Genomic DNA, 17,975 nt, shown 5'->3' on the forward strand with positions numbered 1-17,975 from the left:
TGCGAGACTATCAGCAGGTGGTACTCGTCGTAGCCGAGGACGAGGCCCTGCGGAGCAGGTGCGTCGAGTACCTCTCCGATGCGACGCAGTTCTCGGTCGTGGCTGCCGCCACCGCTGACGAGGTAGACGAGGTCCTCGACGCGTCCGCGGAGGTCGCCTGTATCGCGTGCGACTTCCACCTCCCCGGCGAGACGGCACTCGACCTCCTCGATTCCCTCCACGAGCGCGGCTGGAACAGACCGGTCGTCGTGCTCACGCCGCCGGACGACACGGCCGCCGCCAGCGAGGCACTCGAGGCTGGGGCCGACGACTTCATCGAACGGCCCACGACGGAGACCGACTGCCGGTTCCTCGCGAACCGGATGGAGAACCTCCTCGAACACGACGCGGCCGAGTCCGAACTCGCGAGGGAGGAGGACCGGTTCCAGACCCTCATCGAGGCGTCGACCGACCTCGTCGCCGTCCTCGACGAGGAGGGCCGGTACCAGTACCTCAGCCCGGCGGTCGAACACGTCTTCGGGTACAGCGTCGACGACCTCCTCGGCGAGGACGGGTTCAGCCGGGTCCACCCCGACGACAGGGAGGAGCTGGTGGCGGTGTTCCAGGAGTTGATCACCAGCGACGACGACGCGGTCCAGTCGGTCGAGTACCGCTACCGGACCGGGGACGGCGACTACCGCTGGTACGAGTCCACCGGCCGGAACCGCCGCCAGTCGGCCATCGGCGGCTACGTCGTCAACACGCGGGACATCACGGAGCGGAAACAGCGCATCGACTCGCTCCGGACGCTCAACGAGACGCTCCACGACATGATCCGCGACGGGGGCGCCAGCCCACTCGACGACGACGACGCCACCAGGGCCGCCGAGATAACCGGAGGGACCAACGCGGCCTACTACGAGTGGCGAACCGACGACGGCGTGCTCGAACACGAGTGCGACACCTGGTCGGCCGCGCTCCCGGAGACGCTCGACGAGGCGTCGACCCTCTGGGAGACGTTCGTCGCGGGCGAGGCCGACCGCGTCGAGTCGGCCGACGACGGGGCCGACGAACTGGCCGGCGACGAGGACGCCTACCTCCTGTTCCCCATCGACCGGGAGGGACTGCTGGTCTGTGCGACGACCGGCACCTTCTCCGAGTTCGCGTTCTCGCTGGGCCAGATGCTCGCCGCCGGGTACGAGGCGGTGTTCGAACGAGGCCGTTTCGAGGACGCACTCAGGGAGAGGGAGGCAGAGCTCAGGGAGGCGAACGACGAACTCGCCCGGCTGAACCAGCTCAACGACGTCATCCGGAACGTCGACAAGGCACTGGTCAGGTCGACCGACGAGCAGGCCATCGCACAGGCGGTCTGTGCCGAACTCACCGCGGCGTCGTTCGTCGGGCACGCCTGGTTCGGCGTCCCCACGGGCGACGGCGGGGTCGAGGTCCTCGACTACGACGGCGGGGACTCCGAGTTCGTCTCCCGGGTGACGGAGCTGGTCACGAGTGCCGACGACGCCCCGGCCGCCGTCGCGATGCGGACCCAGGAGCCGGTCGTCGTCTCCAGCATCCTCGACGAGAGCAGTTGCAGCGAGATCCGCCAGAGCGCGCTCCGGCGGGGCTACCGGGGGCTCGTCAGCATCCCGGTCACCCACCGGAACACGGTCTACGGCGTCCTCGAGGTCTACCTCACCGGGCCGGATATCGTGAACGAGACCAGCGTCGAGGTGCTCTCCGAACTCGGTGACACCATCGGGTACGCCTCCAGCGCCATCGAACGCCGGCGGGGCGGCGTCGGGCTGGAGGTCGTCGAGGTCGCCATCGAACTCGACGACGTCGAGGACGTGGTGACCAGCCTGGCGGTCGCGAGCGACTGCTCGGCCGTCGTCACCGACCTCGTCGGGCAGGCCGACAGGTGGCTCGTCTACGTCGAGCCGTCGGACCCGGAGGCGTTCGCCGCGGTCGCGAACGAGCGGTTGAGCGTCACGAACGTCGAACGCGTCGACGACGACGAACTGGAGCTCACCGTCGACCAGTTCCAGCCCGGCGAGATACTGAGCGAGTACGCCGGGACCTTCGTCCGGTACGAGGTGGGCCCGGAGTACGCCACGCTCACCGCCCAGCTCCCCGCCCAGTTCGACATCCGGTCGCTCGTTGAGGACCTGCAGTCGCTCTCCAGTCGGGTCCAGCTGGTCCGCAAGGAGCACGTCACCGACGACCCGGAGAACGGGATGCGCCTCCTGAGTGCCTCGCTCACCGACCGACAGACGGAGGTCCTGAAGGTCGCGTTCAACCGTGGCTACTTCAACTGGCCGCGGGACAGCACCGGCGAGGAGATCGCCGCGGCACTCGGTATCTCGCCACCGACGTTCCACCAGCACCTCCGCAAGGCGCTCTTGCGGCTCCTGCGGAGCTGTCTGTCGGGGAAGCCGACGGACAGCTAACCGTCTACCTGTCAGGCTCGGGTTTCGACGACCCAGCCGTCGTCCAGTGGTTCGACGGTAGCCTCGAACAGCGGCGCGAGTGCGGTGACCGTCGCAGGCGACCGGGTCGCCTCGAGGTGGCAGTACAGCGACCCGAGACGGTCCGGTGCCTGTGCGGTCAGATAGTACAGAAATCGATGTGTCTCTTCGAGCGACGTCGCGTCCAGAAACGGGGCCAGCGCGGCGACGAAGACGAGCACCTCACCGGCGCGGTCGGCTCCAGGGACCGGTAGCCGGTCGTCGAGCCACGACGCGACCGCGGACGGGCATGGTTCCTCGTCCAGTCGGTCGACGGTGGCTCGTGTGCCGTCGGTCGCCGGTCGGGGGGGATGACCGGCGGGGCCGTCGCCGTACGCCAGCACCCTGACAGTCGACGACTCGGGATGGCTCGACTGCGTGGCCGCCTCGACCGTGGCGGCGACCTCGGTCACTGGCGTGACGGCCAGCACCTCTCGTGCGGGCGCTGCGCCCGCGAGGAGTGGCCGGAGGAGGTCGCCGCTCGACGTGGCTGTCGTGGAGAGGAGGCCAGTTCGGGCCTGTGTGGTGAGCTCGTGACACGCCATCGGAAGTGGAGTCGGTGCTGGATGACGGTGTGGGAGCGTCGTCACGACGCACCACCGAGCGACGGGCTGCCGTCGCTCCGAACGGTCAGGTCGTGATCGTCCGAGGGGGTGGTTGGATGGCGCACACTGCTTCACCAGGTTGTGTGTTGTGCCGACCGCCAGTTCACCGCTGGGGCTACGTTATATCGTTCCCGTCGAGCCGACGGTAAACGATTAGGTGCCGAGGACGTCGACCAGAAAGGCGAAGTAGTTCACCCGCACACCGGGTCGTACAGACGCCCCGATGGACCGAATCTCAGCCATCCGGAACGTCGAGGAGGTCCTCGGCGAGTTCGAGCGCGGCGAGGTCGACCTCGCCGGCATGGAGCAGCGCGTCCAGGCCATCCTGCGGACGTACGTGAGCGAGTTCGACGTGCCCGAGCTCGCGGTGTACCGGGTGACGGGCGACGACCGCGGCGTGGTGGTCGTCGCCGCCGGGCCGACCGAGGCGAGGGACCGGGCGCGGGACCTCTGGGCCGACGCGCCACAGGCCCTCGACGTGGCACGCGTCTCGGACTGAGGCCCGCCGCCGCCGTCGACCGAACACTTCTTTACACGAGATTCTGAACGAATACTGTGTTCCTGGTCATCACCTACTCGAAGGCGGCCAGACAGACCCTCCGGAACGTCTGTACCGCCCACGAGGACGTGGTCGTGCGGCGGTTCGGGCGGGCCGCGCTGTTCGAGCAGACCGAGTTCGGCGCGTTCTGTGCGCTGCGGCTCCGGGCACGGTACGGGGCCGACGTGCAGGTCGAACGGACCGAGCCGCTGAACGAGTTCGAGCCGCGCTTCGAGCGGGCGCACCGGGCGGCGACCGCCTTCGAGGAGCGGGCGTCGCCGTACACCCCCTACGCGAAGTTCGCGGTCGGGACCGACCACCCGTCCCCGGAGGCGATGCGCGAGACGGACCTGTGACGCGGCGAGCCGCCCCTGACCGGCGAATCAGCGTCGCCAGCGACGGCTGGGTACGGACGGGACGGGCCATCGACCTCCGGGACCGGCCGGTCGACGCCGACGCCCTCGCGGCCGCCATCCGGGGCGACCACGCCGAGGATGCCGAGGATGCCGACGGGTCGCGACTGCGCGTGACGGCTCCCGCGCTGGGACCGGTCCACGACCACGTCGCGGTCGTCGCACCGGGGGTGTCGTTCTCTCGCCGCCGGGCGCTGGCGGCCGTGGCGCGGTCGCGGGGGCTCGTCCCGCCACAGGCCGCGGCGCTCCGGGAGGTCGAGGCCGCAATGGCCGACCCGGCCACGGCCGCGGTCGACCTCGAAGGCGCCCGCCGGCAGGTGGCCGCGGCGAGCGCCGAGGAGGACCGGCTCAGGGAGCGCGTGGCGACGCTCCAGGGCGAGCTGCGGGCGCGCCGGGACGTGGACGCGGCGACCGAGGCGGTGGCGGCAGACCTGCAGGAGACCCTCCGAGAGCTCACCGACGTCGAGACGGCGCGCATCGCTGCCGAACAGGCCCTGTCGCAGGTCCGCGAGGCGGCCCGGGCGGGCCGGGACGCCCGTGAGCGAGAGCTCCGGCTGGTCGACCGGCGCGACAACCTGCGGCGGGCCGCGACGGCGTGGCTGGCGGGGGAGCTGGAGGCGGCGTTCGAGTCGGCCCTGACAGCGGTTCCCGGTGGGGCGGCTGCCCGGGACGCGACCGCGTCGGGCGACGACCCCGTCTCGGCCGCCCTCGCGGTCGTCCGACTGGCGTCGCTGGCCGCGCCGGTGGTCCTCGCGTGCGGCCGGTTCGACTCTGCCGCCGACGCCGCGGCCGTCCTCGACGCCCCCGTCGTCATCGTTTAAATCCGAACGGGCGGCCAGAGGGGGCCATGGTCGACCTCCACGTCGAGACGGACAGGCGCGACTGCGTGACGTTCGTCGCAGCGACGGTCACGAACGACGGGTCCCGGCCCCGCCGGGTGACGCTCGAACCCGGGCTCGAGACGGTCTGGTACCCGCGCCGACAGGGCCAGCCGGAAGCAGGCTGGGACGAGGGTTCGGTGACGCTGGTCGTGCCGGCGGCCGGCAGCCGCGGCGTCGGCTTCGCCAGCCCGGACGCCCCCGAGTCGGTCGGGGACGGGGCAGTCCTTCGGGTCGCCGACGCGGCACCGACGCGACACGCGGCACCGGTGCTCCCGCACTCGGCGGCCGGGCTGGTCCGGACGCTCGGCGACCCGACGCCGCCGGGAGACGCGGTACCGGCCGGGGATGCTGTGCCGGCCGGGAAAGACATGGACTGGAACGACGTGGACGACGCGGGCAGGCCGGAGACGCCCACGTCGGAGCCAGCCCCGCGGCCGCCGCGGGCCGTCACCGCCTGGCTCGACGCGCTGGAGCGCCGCGAGTCCCCGACGACGCGCGACCGCCGGCGGGTCGCCGCGGTCGCCGAGCGAGCACGACGGCTGGCCGCCGACATGGAGGACCGATGCGGCTCGCGGTGACGGGTGGGAAGGGCGGCGTCGGGAAGTCCACGGTCGCGTACAACCTCGGCGCGGCGACCGGCGCGGTGGTCGTCGACGGCGACCTCGGGATGGCCGACCTGCCCGCGACGCGGGGCCCGGACCTCCACGACGTGCTGGCCGGCCGGGCCGACCCGGTCGAGGCGGTCCGCGAGGACGGCCCCGTCAGGCTCCTCCCCTGTGGCCGAAGTCTGGCCGGGGCACGCGCCGCCGACGCGACCGAACTCGTGCGGGCCGTCGCGGCCGTCGAACACGCCTACGGCGACGTGATCCTGGACTGCCCGGCCGGGATGGCCGCGGACGCCGGCATCCCCCTGCTGGTCGCGGACCGGTCGGTGCTCGTCGCACTCCCAGATGCCTTCGCGCTCCCCGACGCCCTGCGAACGCGGGCGCTGGCCCGGGAGCTGGACGCCGGGCTGGCGCGTGTCGTCCTCAACCGGACCGGTGAGAACCCGCCAGTCGCGGCGGTCGAGCGCGCCCTCGGCGCGCCCGTCTCGACGATTCCCGAGAAGGAGGTGGTCAGGCGTGCCGGCCGCGCCGGCCAGCCGGTGCAGGCACTGGCGCCCGATGGGCCGGTGGTCGACGCGTTCGAGTCGCTGGCGGCGGCGGTCGCACCGCGCTCGTGACACGGTGAGGCGGCGGTCTCAGTTCTCGTCGACGAGGTCGTAGTACGCCGAGCGCACCGTCACGGTGGAGACGTCCGCGACCTCGGCGGCCGCGGCTTGCGTCAGTGAGGAGCCTTCTCGCTTCGCAGCGGCGTAGAGACAGCCGGCGGCGAAGCCACTCGGGTTCCGGCCCGAGGCGATGCCGGCGTCGAACGCGTCGGCCGCGAGCTGGCGGGCCCGGCGCTCGACCGCCTGCGGGAGGTCGAGTTCGGTCGCGAAGCGCGCGAGGTACTCGCGGGGGTCGATGGGGCCGGTCGGGAGCCCGAGGTCGCGGTTCATCGCGTCGTAGGCGGCCCGTAACTCGGCCTCGTCGGCCCGGGACTCGGCGACGACCTCGTCGACCGTCCGCGAGATGGTCCGGACGCGGCAGGTCGCGTACACCGCGGCCGCCGCGAACCCCTCGATGGACCGGCCCCGGAGCAGGTCCTCGTTCTGGGCGGACTCGAACAGCGTGCAGGCCTGCTCGCGGATGCTGCGCGGGAGCGAGAGCGACCCGACGATGCGCCGGATCTCGGTGAAACCGTACACCTTGTTGCGGTCGGTCTTGGTCGCGATTCGCGCCCGGTTGTGGTGGCGGCGAAGTCGGGTGAGGGTCCGGCGCTTGCGCCCGGTCAGCCGGGTGTCCCCGCTCCCGTACCCGATCTCGGTCGAGAGCCCGCGGTCGTGTCGGGACCGCGTGAGGGGCGCCCCGGTCCGCTTGCCCGAGTCGTCGCCCTCGGTGAACGACCGCCACTCCGGGCCGCGGTCGAGCCGGTCCGCGCCGACGACCAGCCCGCACTGGCCACAGACGGTCTCGTCGCGGTCACGTTCGAGGGTTCCACTGCACTCCGGACAGCACTGCATCGCTTTGCTCATACTCTGACCTACGCGCCGACGGGTTATTTAAACGAGAGACGGTTCCGGTGAAAACCGGGCGTCGCCCGGGGTGGAGCCTACCGGTAACCGGTGGGTTCTGTCGCCGGCGGGAGTCCGGAGTGAAAGTGAACAATCACCGGTAACTTGCGGGTCGAATCGACGGACTGCGAGCCGGTGAGTTCTCTGCTCGACTCGAACCGAAGGGGTTCGCGCGGCGAACCGGCCCACTTTTATTTCAGTACGAACCAGTAGGCTAGCAATGACGTTGTCGGACATCGCTGACGGGTTGTGCGTGACGACGGAGCAGCGCGACCGCGGGGTCGCCTCCACCGACGAGACCGACCGGACGCTCGCGGAGCGCCTCGCCGAGTACGAGACGGACCTGCCCTGCGACGCCCCGGCCGCGGCGGCGGTCGTGGACGCCTACACCGGCGGGGCAGCCATCGACGCAGCCGGCCACGACGCCGGCGTGACGCCCATGGCCGCCGCGAAGGTGCTCCACCTGCTCGGGCTGGACGGCGTCTCGCCGCTCGCCCCGGCGGGCCGCCGCATCGTCCGCGACTGGCTGGACGCGAGAGTCTCACGCGCGGACGCTCGCGCACTCACGGGTGCGGGAGCACAGGAGTTCGCACTCGCCGCCTTCGTCGAGGCCCACGACCCCCTGCCGGGCGCCGAGGACGTGGTGACCGGCGCGCTCTCGCGCTCGGGCAACGCGGCGGTCCACAAGCGCGACGCCCTCGCGGAGACGATGCACGGCGCCGACGAGTTCTGGTGACCGCACGCCACAGATAATTAGTCTCGCTCCTTTTCCCTCGCCCGCGGCTAGGTCGGCCCATGAGTGACGACACGACGACGGACGAGGCGGTCTCCATCGACGTCGGACAGACGGTGTGTACGCCCAGTGGCGACGAGATCGGCGAGATACGCGGGTTCACCAGCGAGGGCGTCGAGGTCGCGCTCCACGACGAGGTCGCAACGACCTCGCCCGAGAGCGAACCGGGCCAGACCTTCGGCGAGGGCTACCTCATGTGGGAGTGCGAGGCGTGTGGCGAGATGGGCGACCTCGAGGACGGGATGCCCGATGCCTGTCCGAGCTGTGGCGCGTCGAAGGAGCACCTCTTCCGCGCCCGAGAGGACTGACGCCCGGTGTGCCCCGAGCGCTCACCCGTGACGAGCACCACCCGGTCGGTCGTCGCGTTCTGCAGGCGGTACGTCCAGACGTGGGTCCACGCGGTCGCGACGGCCGCGATGACGGCGTTCGGGACCCTGACGGTCGTGGACCGCCGGTTCGCGGTCCTGGCCATCGCGTGCTACCTGGTACCGCCACTTGGCTACTACGTGGTCGCGGACGGGCCGTGGGGCCACGGCGCCGGTGAGCAGGCGATGAAGAACGACGAACCCGCCGCCGGGGAGGACCGCCCGGCCGACGGCTCCGCGACCAATGGCGAGGAGCGCGATACGACGACGGCGGGACCGGCAACCCGGGAGCAGCCGCCGGACTGGCAGGCCGTCGACCTCCCGACCGGGGCCGACCTGACCGACGTGGTCGTCGCCGACGAGGTGGCGTACGCCGTCGGTGACGACGGGGTGGTGCTCGCGGGAGAGGGTGAACGCGAGGCCGACGACTGGCGCGTCGCCCTCGCCGACGGGCCGGGGGCACAGGCCAGCGACCTGACCGCGGTCGACGCGACGGCCGACGGCGCGGTCTGGGTCGCCGGGGCCGGCGGAGCGCTCGGTCGCCTCGACCCGGATTCCGGCCGCCACCGCGACCTCTCTGCCCCCCGCGACCGGACCGACGAGTGGACCGACCTCGCCGTCACCGGGGCCGACGGGAACGAGACCGTCGTCCTCGCGACCGGGTCCGGTGAACTCCTCTGGGGGCGCTACCGCGACGGCGACTGCCGGTGGGACGCGGCCACCAAGCCCGGGACCGGGTCGAGCATCACCGCGGTCGCGCTCCGCGGCCAGGGGGAACCCGGGAACGCCGGAGACGTCGCCGGCTACTGCTGTGACACGAACGACGGGGTGTTCGCGGTCTCCCCGGGCGAGGCGACGGCCAGGGACGGCCTCGATGCGCGGGGCGTGCTCTGGGACGCGGTCGCCCTGGCGGGCGACGGCTGTCTCGTCGCCGACGGGAGTGGTGTGGTCCACCACTACCGGGACGGGGGCTGGACCCCGACGAAGGTGAGCGGGAGCGCCCTCGCGGCCCTCGACGCGACCGAAGCCGGCGACGGCCAGGTCGCGGCCGGCGACGACCGGCTCTACCGGCACACCGGCAGCAGGAACTGGGAGAGCGACAGCGTCGTCGGCGTGGCCGGCCTCCGCGGGGTCGCGCTCGGCGACCGGGCCGTCGTCGCGGTCGGCGAGGCCGGGATGGCCGCCGTCGGGCGGTTCGGGTGAGTTCCGGTACCGACGGGGTGACGATTGCGTCCGTCGTCAGTACGTCCGCAGGCTCGCCGACCCGACCGCGATGCGGACCAGCACGTTCTCCGACCAGGCGTCCTCGGCCACCCCGTAGCGACGGTTGATGCGGGCGTTCGCCTCCGCCGTCTCGGCCGCGTCGTCGACGACCGTCGCGGTCCCGCGCAGGGTGACCGTCCACTCGGGGACGCCCCCGGTCTCCGCGCTGACCGCCAGCGAGACGCGGGGGTTCGCGCGGAGGTTCGCCAGTTTCCGGCCGGTCGTGACGATCTCTATCTCGCCGTCTTCGTAGTGGTACCAGACCGGGGCGACGTGTGGGCGGTCGTCGGTGCAGGTCGAGAGGTAGGCGACGCGGGGCGGGTCCCTGGTGAGACGCTCCTCGATGTCGGGCGAGACCGTGGCCATGGTCCTGCTAGGGAGTGGTGGACAATGAGCACGCTGGACACCGCCCCGAGGAAGCATACGCGCACCAACCAGAGCTAACGGAAATAAGCAGTAGAGATACTGTCGCGGCCGACAGGACCGTTTCACGGATTACGTGACCTGTACCGTGACATTACGAGCACGGTAAGCAAATGGGTGTAGGCCCGACGTGGAGCCAGTGACGACCGTTCGTGTCCGGTTCGCCGCGCCGGCCACCCGCGAGGTCGAGACCGACGGGGCGACGTGGCTCGTCGACGCGACGACGCCGGGGGCGCTGGTCCGGGCCATCCGCGAGGGGGAGGACGTGGCAGCGACGATGCGGGCCCTTCCGGCGGACGACGCGGTGGTCGCCCGCGTCGACCCGGACGGGACCCTCGACGCCTACCGGAGCGTCACGGCGACGCGGGTCCTCTACCTCGTCGACCGCGAGGACGACCCGGCCCTGCTCACCGACAACTTCCGGAGCGCCCTCGCCGCGGTCCCCGTCGCGGAGCGGAGCGTCCCCCGGCGGGCCATCGCCGACCACCTGCTGTTCCGCAGCCCCATCGAACCCACGACGTACGTCTCCCAGGTCCGGGCGCTCCCCCACGGGACGTGGCTCCACCGCGACGGGGCGACGGGCGCGGTGTCGACCCGGCAGGTCGGCCGGGTGACCGCCGCGACGGAGCGCTCGCGCGGGCAGGCCGTCGACGCCCTCGAAGGGTCGCTGGCCGCGGTCCTCGCCGAGAGCGTCCCCGACCGCGCCGCCACCATGCTCTCGGGTGGCACCGACTCGACGCTGTTGCACACCTTCCGGGCGGACGACCCCGCGTTCGTCATGACGTGTGACTCCCCGGAGGTGGGCTTCGAGTACGAGAACGCGGCCCGGGCCAGCGACGCGCTCGGCGTCACCCCCCGCCGGGTGCGCCTCGACGAGGACTCGTTCCTGACGGCGCTGGAGGCCAGCATCGACGCCCTCGGCTCCCCGTCGCACTACCACCAGACGGTGCTGACGAACCACGCCCTCCGGCGCGACGGCGGGGACTGGTACGTCAACGGCGCCGGGGCGGACTCGCTGTTCGGCGTCCCGTCGGTGAAGGCCGCGAAGCTCGCGGGCCTGCTCTCGCCCCTGCTCGCGGTCCCGGGCGCGAAACCACTCTGTCGGCACGGGCTGGGCCAGCTCTCGGCGATTCCGCGCCGGCTCTGTGACCTCGTCCAGCGACTCGACCGCCCCCTCGGCGACCCCCGGTCGCTGGCCGTCGACCTGGCCTTCTTCACCGACCCGTCGCTGGTGGCGCGGATGACCGACCGGGACACCGTCACCGACCGGGTCGACCGACAGGTCGAGTACGTCCGCGAGCGCGCCGCCCACACCGGCGAGAGCCGGTTCGCCCGCCACGCCGAGTGCGGCCACTGGCTGAGCTTCTTCCAGCACGACGGCGTCTCCCAGTGGCGCCAGCTCGGCCACGTCCACGACAGCAGCCTCGTCACCCCGTTCACGACGGCCCGGGTCGCCCGGACCGCGCTCTCGGTCGCCCCGGAGGACCGGTTCGTCGGCCCCCTCGGCGACATGCGCCCGAAGCACGTCCCGAAGGCCCTGCTGGAACGCCGGCTGCCCGCGTACTCGCCGGGGAACCGGAAGGGGTCCGGGTCGCTGCCGGTCGCGCGGTACTTCGCGGACGGCCCTCTCGGCGCGGTGTTCGACCGGTACGACCCGCCCGGGTTCGTCCCGCCGTCGCTGACCGACCGACACGTCGACCGCTTCGGGCCGGTGACGTGGAACCTGCTCACCTTCGCCGTCTGGCGCGACCGGGTCCTGCGCGACCCGGCACTCGACCCCGTCCCGGCCGTGGCCGTGGTACGGGGCTGAGCCTGCTCACCGGCGGCGACGGGGGCACACCCCCGGAATATATAGCATCTATATACATGCACATACCCGTCATATTCTCCAATTAGTGGTGCGTAGCAGGGGTTATGGGACCATTCTATTATGTGTCGTAGTAGATTCCTATTATAAACAGGTTTTATTAGCCTCACGTAGATTTCGGGTGATGACGCAAGACTCGAAGCGTCTGGCTGACGGGGTATCACGGCGGAAGTTCCTGATGACATCTGGTGCGGTCGGCGCAGCGGGGCTGGCCGGCTGTACGGGAGACAGCGGCAGTGAGAGCACCGACGCGCCCACCGACTCGGGGAACTCGGGTGGCGACGAGAGCTCCGGCGAGGACACCAGCGGCGACTCCAGCGAGCAGGAGTCGATGGACACCTCGATGCTGACCGCCGAGGGCTCCTCGACCGTCTACCCCATCTCCAACAAGGGTAGCTCGTACTGGAACTCCAACGCGCCGGCGAGCGACGGCGAGTACTGGGGCTCGAACTCCGAGACCTCCGTCCCGGGCTGGGACGAGCTCAAGAGCAACGGTGCAGAGGGCATGCGCCTCGCCGACTACTTCGCGAGCCTCTACGGTTTCGAACCGACGGGCAAGCAGGCGAACCCGCCGTTCGCGACCAGCATCGGTCTGAGCCACTCCGGGACGGGCTGTAAGTCCGTCCGCGACGGCCTCGTCGACATCGGCAACTCCTCCGGTCCCATCACCGCCGAGCTCGGCTGGAGCGAGGAGAAGGCCAACGAGGAGGTCGTCGACCACGTCGTCGGCCGTGACGGCCAGCCGGTCTTCGTGAGCCAGGCCATCTACGACGCCGGTGTCGAGCAGCTCACCGGCGAGGAGGTCCGCGGCATCTACCAGGGCGAGATCCAGAACTGGAGCGAGGTCGGCGGTCCGGACGAGGAGATCTTCGTGGTCGGCCGCGCCGAGGGCTCCGGGACGGACACCTCGTTCCGCCTCAACATGCTCGGCGACGCCGACGCACCGATGGAGGTCGACACCCGGAAGGGCCAGAACCAGCAGGTCAAGACGGTCCTCCAGCAGAACGACAACGCCATCGGCTACATGGCGCTCGCGTTCCAGGGCGACGGCCTCGCCCCGATCGCCATCGACTTCGAGGGCACGGTCTACAAGCCGAGCAAGGACGCGGAGAACACCATCTTCGACTCCTCGTACCCGCTCAACCGTGACCTCCACATGTACACGAAGATCACCGACGACAACCCGAAGGGCACGGACATGCGCGAGGCCGCGTTCCTCAACATGCACCTGACCACGTTCGGGCAGAAGGTCTTCGTCGAGCAGGTCGAGTACATCCCGCTCCCGAACAAGGACCTCCAGAAGGAGAAGGAGAAGTTGCCGGCCCAGGCGTAACCGCGCCTGCCACCGGTAGCGCCGTCGCACCGTGATTTCGAACGTGACGCGATCCGTACCCGTCTCATACTCTTTCCATACGTGACACAGATACCATGACCGAATCCGATTCACCAGGATGGCGAACAGCCATCCAGCATCGGCTGACCGACGCCCGCGAGGTCGTCGAGGAGACAGAGCCACCCGCACTGGCAGCAGGCGTCGTCGGGCTATCGAGCCTGCTCGGCGCGTTCGCCGGCTTCATCGTGATGTCGCCGTACACGGTGGTCCTGTTGCTCGTCTTCGGGCTGACCGTGGGCTACGGCTGGCTCCAGTACCAGCAGAAGACCGCACACGCAGTGACGCTCACGATGACGGCCTCGACGATACTGATACTCGGCCTCATCACCGTGTTCATCTTCCTCGAGGCGTGGCCGATGTTCGAGTACGCGACGGGCACGCTGTACGGGGTTCCGGTCCCCGGCCTCAAACTGTTCACGTGGACCGAGTGGGACCCCGTGAGCCGGGAGGTGTACTCGATGGTCCCGATGATCCACGGGACGGTCATGGTGACCATCATCGCGACGCTGGTCGCCGGGCCCCTCGGCGTCGGCACCGCGCTGTTCATCAGCGAGATGGCCCCGCCGACCGTGCGCGAACTGGTCAAGCCGGGCATCGAGATCCTCGCCGGTATCCCCTCCATCGTCTACGGGTTCATCGGGTTCACCATCCTGAGCCCGTGGGCGTCCACCGCCTTCGACATCAACGGACAGGGGACGTACCTCTTCGTCGGCCTCGTCGTCGGCCTGATGGCGCTGCCGACGGTCGTCTCCGTCGCCGAGGACGCACTCAACAGCATCCCCGAGTCGATGAAGAGCGGGTCGCTCGCGCTCGGGACGACCGACTGGCAGACCATGACGAACATCACCATCCCGGCGGCGTTCTCCGGGGTGTCTGCCGCGGTCCTGCTCGGCGTCGGCCGCGCCATCGGCGAGACGATGGCGGCGACCGTCATGCTCCGGAACTCGCCGGACATCGCCGAGCCCCTGTACAACGTGTTCTACGGGTTCGAGACGCTGACATCGCTCATCGCGTCGCGCTACGGTGACTCCCACGGCCTGCAGTTCAACGCCCTGTTCGTGGCCGGGGTCATCCTGTTCATCACCGTCCTGTGTCTCAGTCTCGGGTCGCAGTACATCGAGGCGCGCATGGAGAAGAACCTCGGAGGGAACGAGTGATGAGTACGATAAACCGCTCCGAACTGGTCCGTGAGGGAACGTCGCGGGTCGAGGTGCTCGCCGGGGCGACGGTCGCCCTGACCGCCGTCGCGTTCACGCTCGGCCTGCTGTCGCTGTTCAACATCGTCGCCATCGACGGGACGACCGCCGGCATCCCGATGCCGATGCTGCTCGGCGCCGTGCTGGCGCTCAGTGGCCTGCTCGTCGTCGGCTTCGGCGTCGGCTCGTACGTCGGCGCGATCGAGACACAGCCCCTGCCGTCGGCCGGCCTGGTCGCCGCCGTCGCGTTCACCGGCGTCTGGTTCGTCATCGGCGGCCTGGTCGGCTCCCAGACCCTCGGGCTCGGGCTCGTCGGCTGGGTCGTCTTCGCGGGCATCGTCGGGACCGGTGCGTTCGTGACAACCGTCCTCCCGCGCGAGGACATCGGCTCGACCGTCCCCGCGGGTGCCCTCGCGCTCCTCAGCGGGGTCGTGATGCTCACCGGCATCATCGGGCCCGGCTGGAAGTGGGCACCGAACGGCCTCAACGCGGCGTTCTTCTACGACATCACCGCCCCGGTCATCGTCATGTTCAGCGCGCTCTACGTCGGCTGGGCCGCGGCCAAGGCCTACGGCGGCTTCGGCGCGCGCGGTCGCCACCTCGGGGCGCACGTCCTCGTCTACCTGACCGTCGCCTCCATCATCGCCATCCTCATCGGCCTCGTCCTCTTCGTGGTCGTGAAGGGCCTGCCGGGCGTGCTCCAGGGCTTCGAGATCGGCCTCGGCGTCGGGCCCGCCACGACCCTCGGCCTCTTCGGCTTCAGCTACACCATCGTCTGGCCCGTCAAGTGGCCCATCCTGATGAACGGTGTCGCACTGCTGAACGACTTCAACGGCGTCCTGCCGGCCATCGTCGGCACCATCTGGCTGGTCGTCGGGTCGGTCCTCTTCGCCGTCCCGCTCGGTATCGGGACCGCCATCTTCCTCAGCGAGTACGCCGAGGAGGGGCGGTTCACGCAGGTCGTCGAGATCGCGACCAACGCGCTCTGGAGCACGCCCAGCATCGTCTTCGGGCTGTTCGGGTACGCGTTCCTCATCCCCCGCTTCGGCGGCCAGAAGTCGCTGCTGGCCGGGATGCTGACGCTCGGGTTCATGCTGCTCCCGCTGGTCGTCATCACGAGCCGTGAGGCGATGCTCGCCGTCCCGGACGAGTACCGCGACGGCAGCGCCGCACTCGGCGTCACGAAGTGGCAGACCATCCGGAGCGTCGTCCTGCCGGCCGCGCTTCCCGGCGTCGTCACGGGGGTCATCCTCGGCGTCGGCCGCATCGCCGGCGAGACGGCCCCCATCCTGCTCACCATGGCGGGTGGGACCTTCGTCCCGGGGAGCCAGACCGTCGACGTCATCGGCGGCTTCGAGTTCATCGCCTCGCCGCCGTTCGTCCAGAACCCCGCGCTCCTGCAGGCGACCAGCGCGCTGCCCTACCAGCTCTACGCCATCATCACCGCCGGCCTCAGCGGCGGGAAGCTCGACCCGTGGGCGCTCGCGCTGGTGTTGCTCACCATCGTCCTGTCGTTCTACGCCATCGGCATCGTCACGCGATACTACTTCCGCAAGAAACTGAACCAATGACCGAGACAGAATCCCAATCCGTGTCACGCGAACGCACCGACGACCAACCACTGACCACCACGACCGGCGAGACCCAGGAGGAGGTCCAGGCGGAGTGGACCGACTACGAGTCCGAGAGCGACACGAAACTGTCGGTCCGCGACCTCGACGTCTACTACGGGGACGACCACGCGCTCAAGAGCGTCTCGATGGACATCCCCGAGAAGAGCGTCACCGCCCTCATCGGGCCCTCGGGCTGTGGGAAGTCGACGTTCCTCCGGTGTCTCAACCGGATGAACGACCGCATCAAGGTCGCGCAAGTCGACGGCTCGGTCGAGCTCGACGGCGAGGAGGTCTACCAGGACGACGTGAACCTGGTCGAACTCCGCAAGCGGGTCGGCATGGTGTTCCAGAACCCGAACCCGTTCCCGAAGTCCATCCGCGACAACATCGCGTACGGGCCGCGCAAGCACGGCGACCTCGAGACCGGGCTCATCGCCCGCCTCACCGGGCGTGCGACCCCCCAGAAGGAGCTGGACCTCGTCAAGGAGTCGCTCCAGCAGGCCGCGCTGTGGGAGGAGGTCAACGAGCGCCTCGACGACAGCGCCCTCGGCCTCTCCGGCGGCCAGCAACAGCGCCTGTGCATCGCGCGCTGTCTCGCCGTCGACCCCGAGGTCATCCTGATGGACGAGCCCGCGAGCGCCCTCGACCCCATCGCGACCTCGAAGATCGAGGAGCTCATCGAGCAGCTCTCCGAGGAGTACACCGTCGTCATCGTCACGCACAACATGCAGCAGGCGGCGCGTATCTCCGACCAGACCGCGGTGTTCCTCACGGGCGGCGAACTCGTGGAGTACGATAAGACCGAGAAGATCTTCGAGGACCCGGAGAGTCAGCGGGTCGAGGACTACATCACCGGCAAGTTCGGGTGATCTCCCGTGTCACGTCACGCGGTGTGTACCGGGACGAGCGAACGCCGATTCCACCACCCAACGCGAGATGGAGACACGTAAACTGCAGACGGTCGGCGGCGGCACGTACACGGTGTCGATTCCCAAACAGTGGGCCCGCGACAACTCCCTCGAATCGGGGACCGAGGTGTACCTCTTCACCCACACCGACGGGTCGATCATCCTCCGGTCCTCGAAGCGGGACACCGAGGACCTGGCGGACGCCACCGTCACGGTCGAGAGCGACGACCCCGAGCGCGTGACCCAGGCCCTGGGCGCGGCCCACGCCATCGGCTTCGAGACGGTGACGCTGCGACCGGGCGAGGCGTTCACGCCCGAGCAGCGCCGGGCGGTCCGGTCGATGGTCGGCGACCTCGTCGGGACGGAGATACTCGTCGAGGAGGCCGAGGAGATAACGGTCCAGAACCTGCTCAACGCCTCGGACGTCTCGGTCCGGCAGTCGGTCGTCCAGCTCCAGTTCGTCGTCAGCTCCATCCACCGGTCGGCGACCACCTCCCTCACCGAGGCGCGGGAGGGGGCACACGACCAGTTGCGCGACCGCGAGGAGGACGCCGACCGGCTGGCCGGGATGATCGCCCGGCACTTCAACCGGTCGCTCATCTCCCTCGGCGAGGTCGACCGTCTCGGCATCTCCCGCCCCGAGTTGTTCGACTACTACGACACGGCCAGACAGCTCGAACAGGTCGCGGGCACGGCCGTCGAACTCGCCCGAGTCACCGAGTTCCTCTCGGCGCCGCTGCCCGACGCGGTCGCTGAAGAGGTCCACGACATCGCCGACGCGACGCGGGACGTGGTCGACGACGCGACCACCGCGGTCCTGAAGGACAGCGACGTCGACGCCGCCTACGCCGCACTCGACGAGCGCGACGCGGTGCTCGCCGACATCGCGGCGGTCGAGGAGGCGCTGTTCGACGCCCGGGCGGAGATGGGCGAACTGTCCGCCACTGACCGGTGTGCGCTGATCCGCGGGCTCGACAGCCTCGCCCGCACCGCCGAGCGCGGCGGTGCCATCGCCGACGTGGCGATACGTGCCAGTATCCGGTCGGAGAACATCTGAAAACGGTCTCTCTTCTGCTCGGTCG

18 protein-coding genes are annotated in these 17,975 nt (G+C 70.2%); 15 read left to right on the plus strand and 3 right to left on the minus strand.

Features of this window, described 5'->3' with window-relative positions; genetic code table 11:
* Window positions 1-17: 17 nt before the first annotated feature.
* Window positions 18-2,423 (plus strand): PAS domain S-box protein, encoded by a 2,406-nt coding sequence (locus NOV86_RS09600; protein ID WP_267641125.1) that lies wholly within the window; start codon window positions 18-20, stop codon window positions 2,421-2,423.
* Between the two features lie 11 nt (window positions 2,424-2,434).
* Here the strand turns inward: NOV86_RS09600 and NOV86_RS09605 are convergent, their stop codons facing one another.
* A complete protein-coding gene (locus NOV86_RS09605) occupies window positions 2,435-3,025 on the minus strand; it encodes a DUF7504 family protein (protein ID WP_267641127.1) in 591 nt (196 codons plus the stop codon).
* A 283-nt stretch (window positions 3,026-3,308) separates the two neighbouring features.
* Here NOV86_RS09605 and NOV86_RS09610 point away from each other — a divergent pair, with 283 nt between their 5' ends.
* From NOV86_RS09610 to NOV86_RS09630, 5 genes are read left to right on the plus strand one after another with little or no spacing between them, the layout of a single operon-like run.
* The gene (locus tag NOV86_RS09610) at window positions 3,309-3,584 is read left to right on the plus strand and encodes a DUF7854 family protein (protein WP_267641128.1); all 276 of its coding nucleotides are present in this window, start codon (window positions 3,309-3,311) and stop codon (window positions 3,582-3,584) included.
* 56 nt (window positions 3,585-3,640) lie between these two features.
* Window positions 3,641-3,979 carry a DUF7855 family protein gene (locus NOV86_RS09615; RefSeq protein ID WP_267641129.1) on the plus strand — a complete coding sequence of 113 codons (339 nt, stop codon included), beginning with the start codon at window positions 3,641-3,643 and terminating at the stop codon, window positions 3,977-3,979.
* Window positions 3,976-4,857, plus strand: coding sequence for a DUF7856 family protein (locus NOV86_RS09620; RefSeq protein WP_267641130.1), 882 nt, complete (start codon window positions 3,976-3,978; stop codon window positions 4,855-4,857). Before NOV86_RS09615 ends, NOV86_RS09620 begins: the two co-directional genes overlap by 4 nt.
* A gap of 26 nt (window positions 4,858-4,883) precedes the next feature.
* Window positions 4,884-5,495, plus strand: coding sequence for a DUF7857 domain-containing protein (locus NOV86_RS09625; protein ID WP_267641131.1), 612 nt, complete (start codon window positions 4,884-4,886; stop codon window positions 5,493-5,495).
* Complete coding sequence (locus tag NOV86_RS09630; RefSeq protein WP_267641132.1) at window positions 5,480-6,139, plus strand: MinD/ParA family ATP-binding protein; 660 nt, start codon at window positions 5,480-5,482, stop codon at window positions 6,137-6,139. The genes NOV86_RS09625 and NOV86_RS09630 overlap by 16 nt, the downstream gene beginning before the upstream one ends.
* Before the next feature lie 18 nt (window positions 6,140-6,157).
* Here NOV86_RS09630 and NOV86_RS09635 read toward each other — a convergent pair whose 3' ends face one another.
* Window positions 6,158-7,033, minus strand: coding sequence for a transcription initiation factor IIB (locus tag NOV86_RS09635; protein ID WP_267641133.1), 876 nt, complete (start codon window positions 7,031-7,033; stop codon window positions 6,158-6,160).
* A 259-nt stretch (window positions 7,034-7,292) separates the two neighbouring features.
* Here NOV86_RS09635 and NOV86_RS09640 point away from each other — a divergent pair, with 259 nt between their 5' ends.
* Genes NOV86_RS09640 through NOV86_RS09650 form a run of 3 tightly spaced genes read left to right on the plus strand, consistent with a single transcriptional unit; the run spans window position 7,293 to window position 9,433 of the window.
* Complete coding sequence (locus tag NOV86_RS09640; protein ID WP_267641134.1) at window positions 7,293-7,808, plus strand: DUF7858 family protein; 516 nt, start codon at window positions 7,293-7,295, stop codon at window positions 7,806-7,808.
* Window positions 7,809-7,867: 59 nt separating this feature from the next.
* Window positions 7,868-8,173 carry a DUF7130 family rubredoxin-like protein gene (locus tag NOV86_RS09645; protein ID WP_267641135.1) on the plus strand — a complete coding sequence of 102 codons (306 nt, stop codon included), beginning with the start codon at window positions 7,868-7,870 and terminating at the stop codon, window positions 8,171-8,173.
* A 27-nt stretch (window positions 8,174-8,200) separates the two neighbouring features.
* Window positions 8,201-9,433 (plus strand): hypothetical protein, encoded by a 1,233-nt coding sequence (locus tag NOV86_RS09650; RefSeq protein WP_267641136.1) that lies wholly within the window; start codon window positions 8,201-8,203, stop codon window positions 9,431-9,433.
* A 36-nt stretch (window positions 9,434-9,469) separates the two neighbouring features.
* Here the strand turns inward: NOV86_RS09650 and NOV86_RS09655 are convergent, their stop codons facing one another.
* Window positions 9,470-9,859 carry a pyridoxamine 5'-phosphate oxidase family protein gene (locus NOV86_RS09655; RefSeq protein WP_267641137.1) on the minus strand — a complete coding sequence of 130 codons (390 nt, stop codon included), beginning with the start codon at window positions 9,857-9,859 and terminating at the stop codon, window positions 9,470-9,472.
* 196 nt (window positions 9,860-10,055) lie between these two features.
* Here NOV86_RS09655 and NOV86_RS09660 point away from each other — a divergent pair, with 196 nt between their 5' ends.
* From NOV86_RS09660 to NOV86_RS09685, 6 genes are all read left to right on the plus strand, one after another.
* Window positions 10,056-11,726, plus strand: coding sequence for an asparagine synthase-related protein (locus NOV86_RS09660; protein WP_267641138.1), 1,671 nt, complete (start codon window positions 10,056-10,058; stop codon window positions 11,724-11,726).
* Window positions 11,727-11,907: 181 nt separating this feature from the next.
* A complete protein-coding gene (locus NOV86_RS09665) occupies window positions 11,908-13,116 on the plus strand; it encodes a PstS family phosphate ABC transporter substrate-binding protein (protein ID WP_267641139.1) in 1,209 nt (402 codons plus the stop codon).
* 95 nt (window positions 13,117-13,211) lie between these two features.
* Window positions 13,212-14,333, plus strand: coding sequence for a phosphate ABC transporter permease subunit PstC (gene pstC, locus NOV86_RS09670; RefSeq protein WP_267641140.1), 1,122 nt, complete (start codon window positions 13,212-13,214; stop codon window positions 14,331-14,333).
* Window positions 14,333-15,943 carry a phosphate ABC transporter permease PstA gene (gene pstA / locus NOV86_RS09675; protein ID WP_267641141.1) on the plus strand — a complete coding sequence of 537 codons (1,611 nt, stop codon included), beginning with the start codon at window positions 14,333-14,335 and terminating at the stop codon, window positions 15,941-15,943. The genes pstC and pstA overlap by 1 nt, the downstream gene beginning before the upstream one ends.
* Complete coding sequence (pstB, locus tag NOV86_RS09680) at window positions 15,940-16,854, plus strand: phosphate ABC transporter ATP-binding protein PstB (protein WP_267641142.1); 915 nt, start codon at window positions 15,940-15,942, stop codon at window positions 16,852-16,854. Before pstA ends, pstB begins: the two co-directional genes overlap by 4 nt.
* A gap of 67 nt (window positions 16,855-16,921) precedes the next feature.
* Window positions 16,922-17,950: an AbrB/MazE/SpoVT family DNA-binding domain-containing protein gene (locus NOV86_RS09685; RefSeq protein WP_267641143.1), complete on the plus strand. Its 1,029-nt coding sequence runs from the start codon at window positions 16,922-16,924 to the stop codon at window positions 17,948-17,950.
* Window positions 17,951-17,975: the final 25 nt, after the last annotated feature.

Source organism: Haloarchaeobius amylolyticus, from assembly GCF_026616195.1.
GTDB lineage: Archaea > Halobacteriota > Halobacteria > Halobacteriales > Natrialbaceae > Haloarchaeobius > Haloarchaeobius amylolyticus.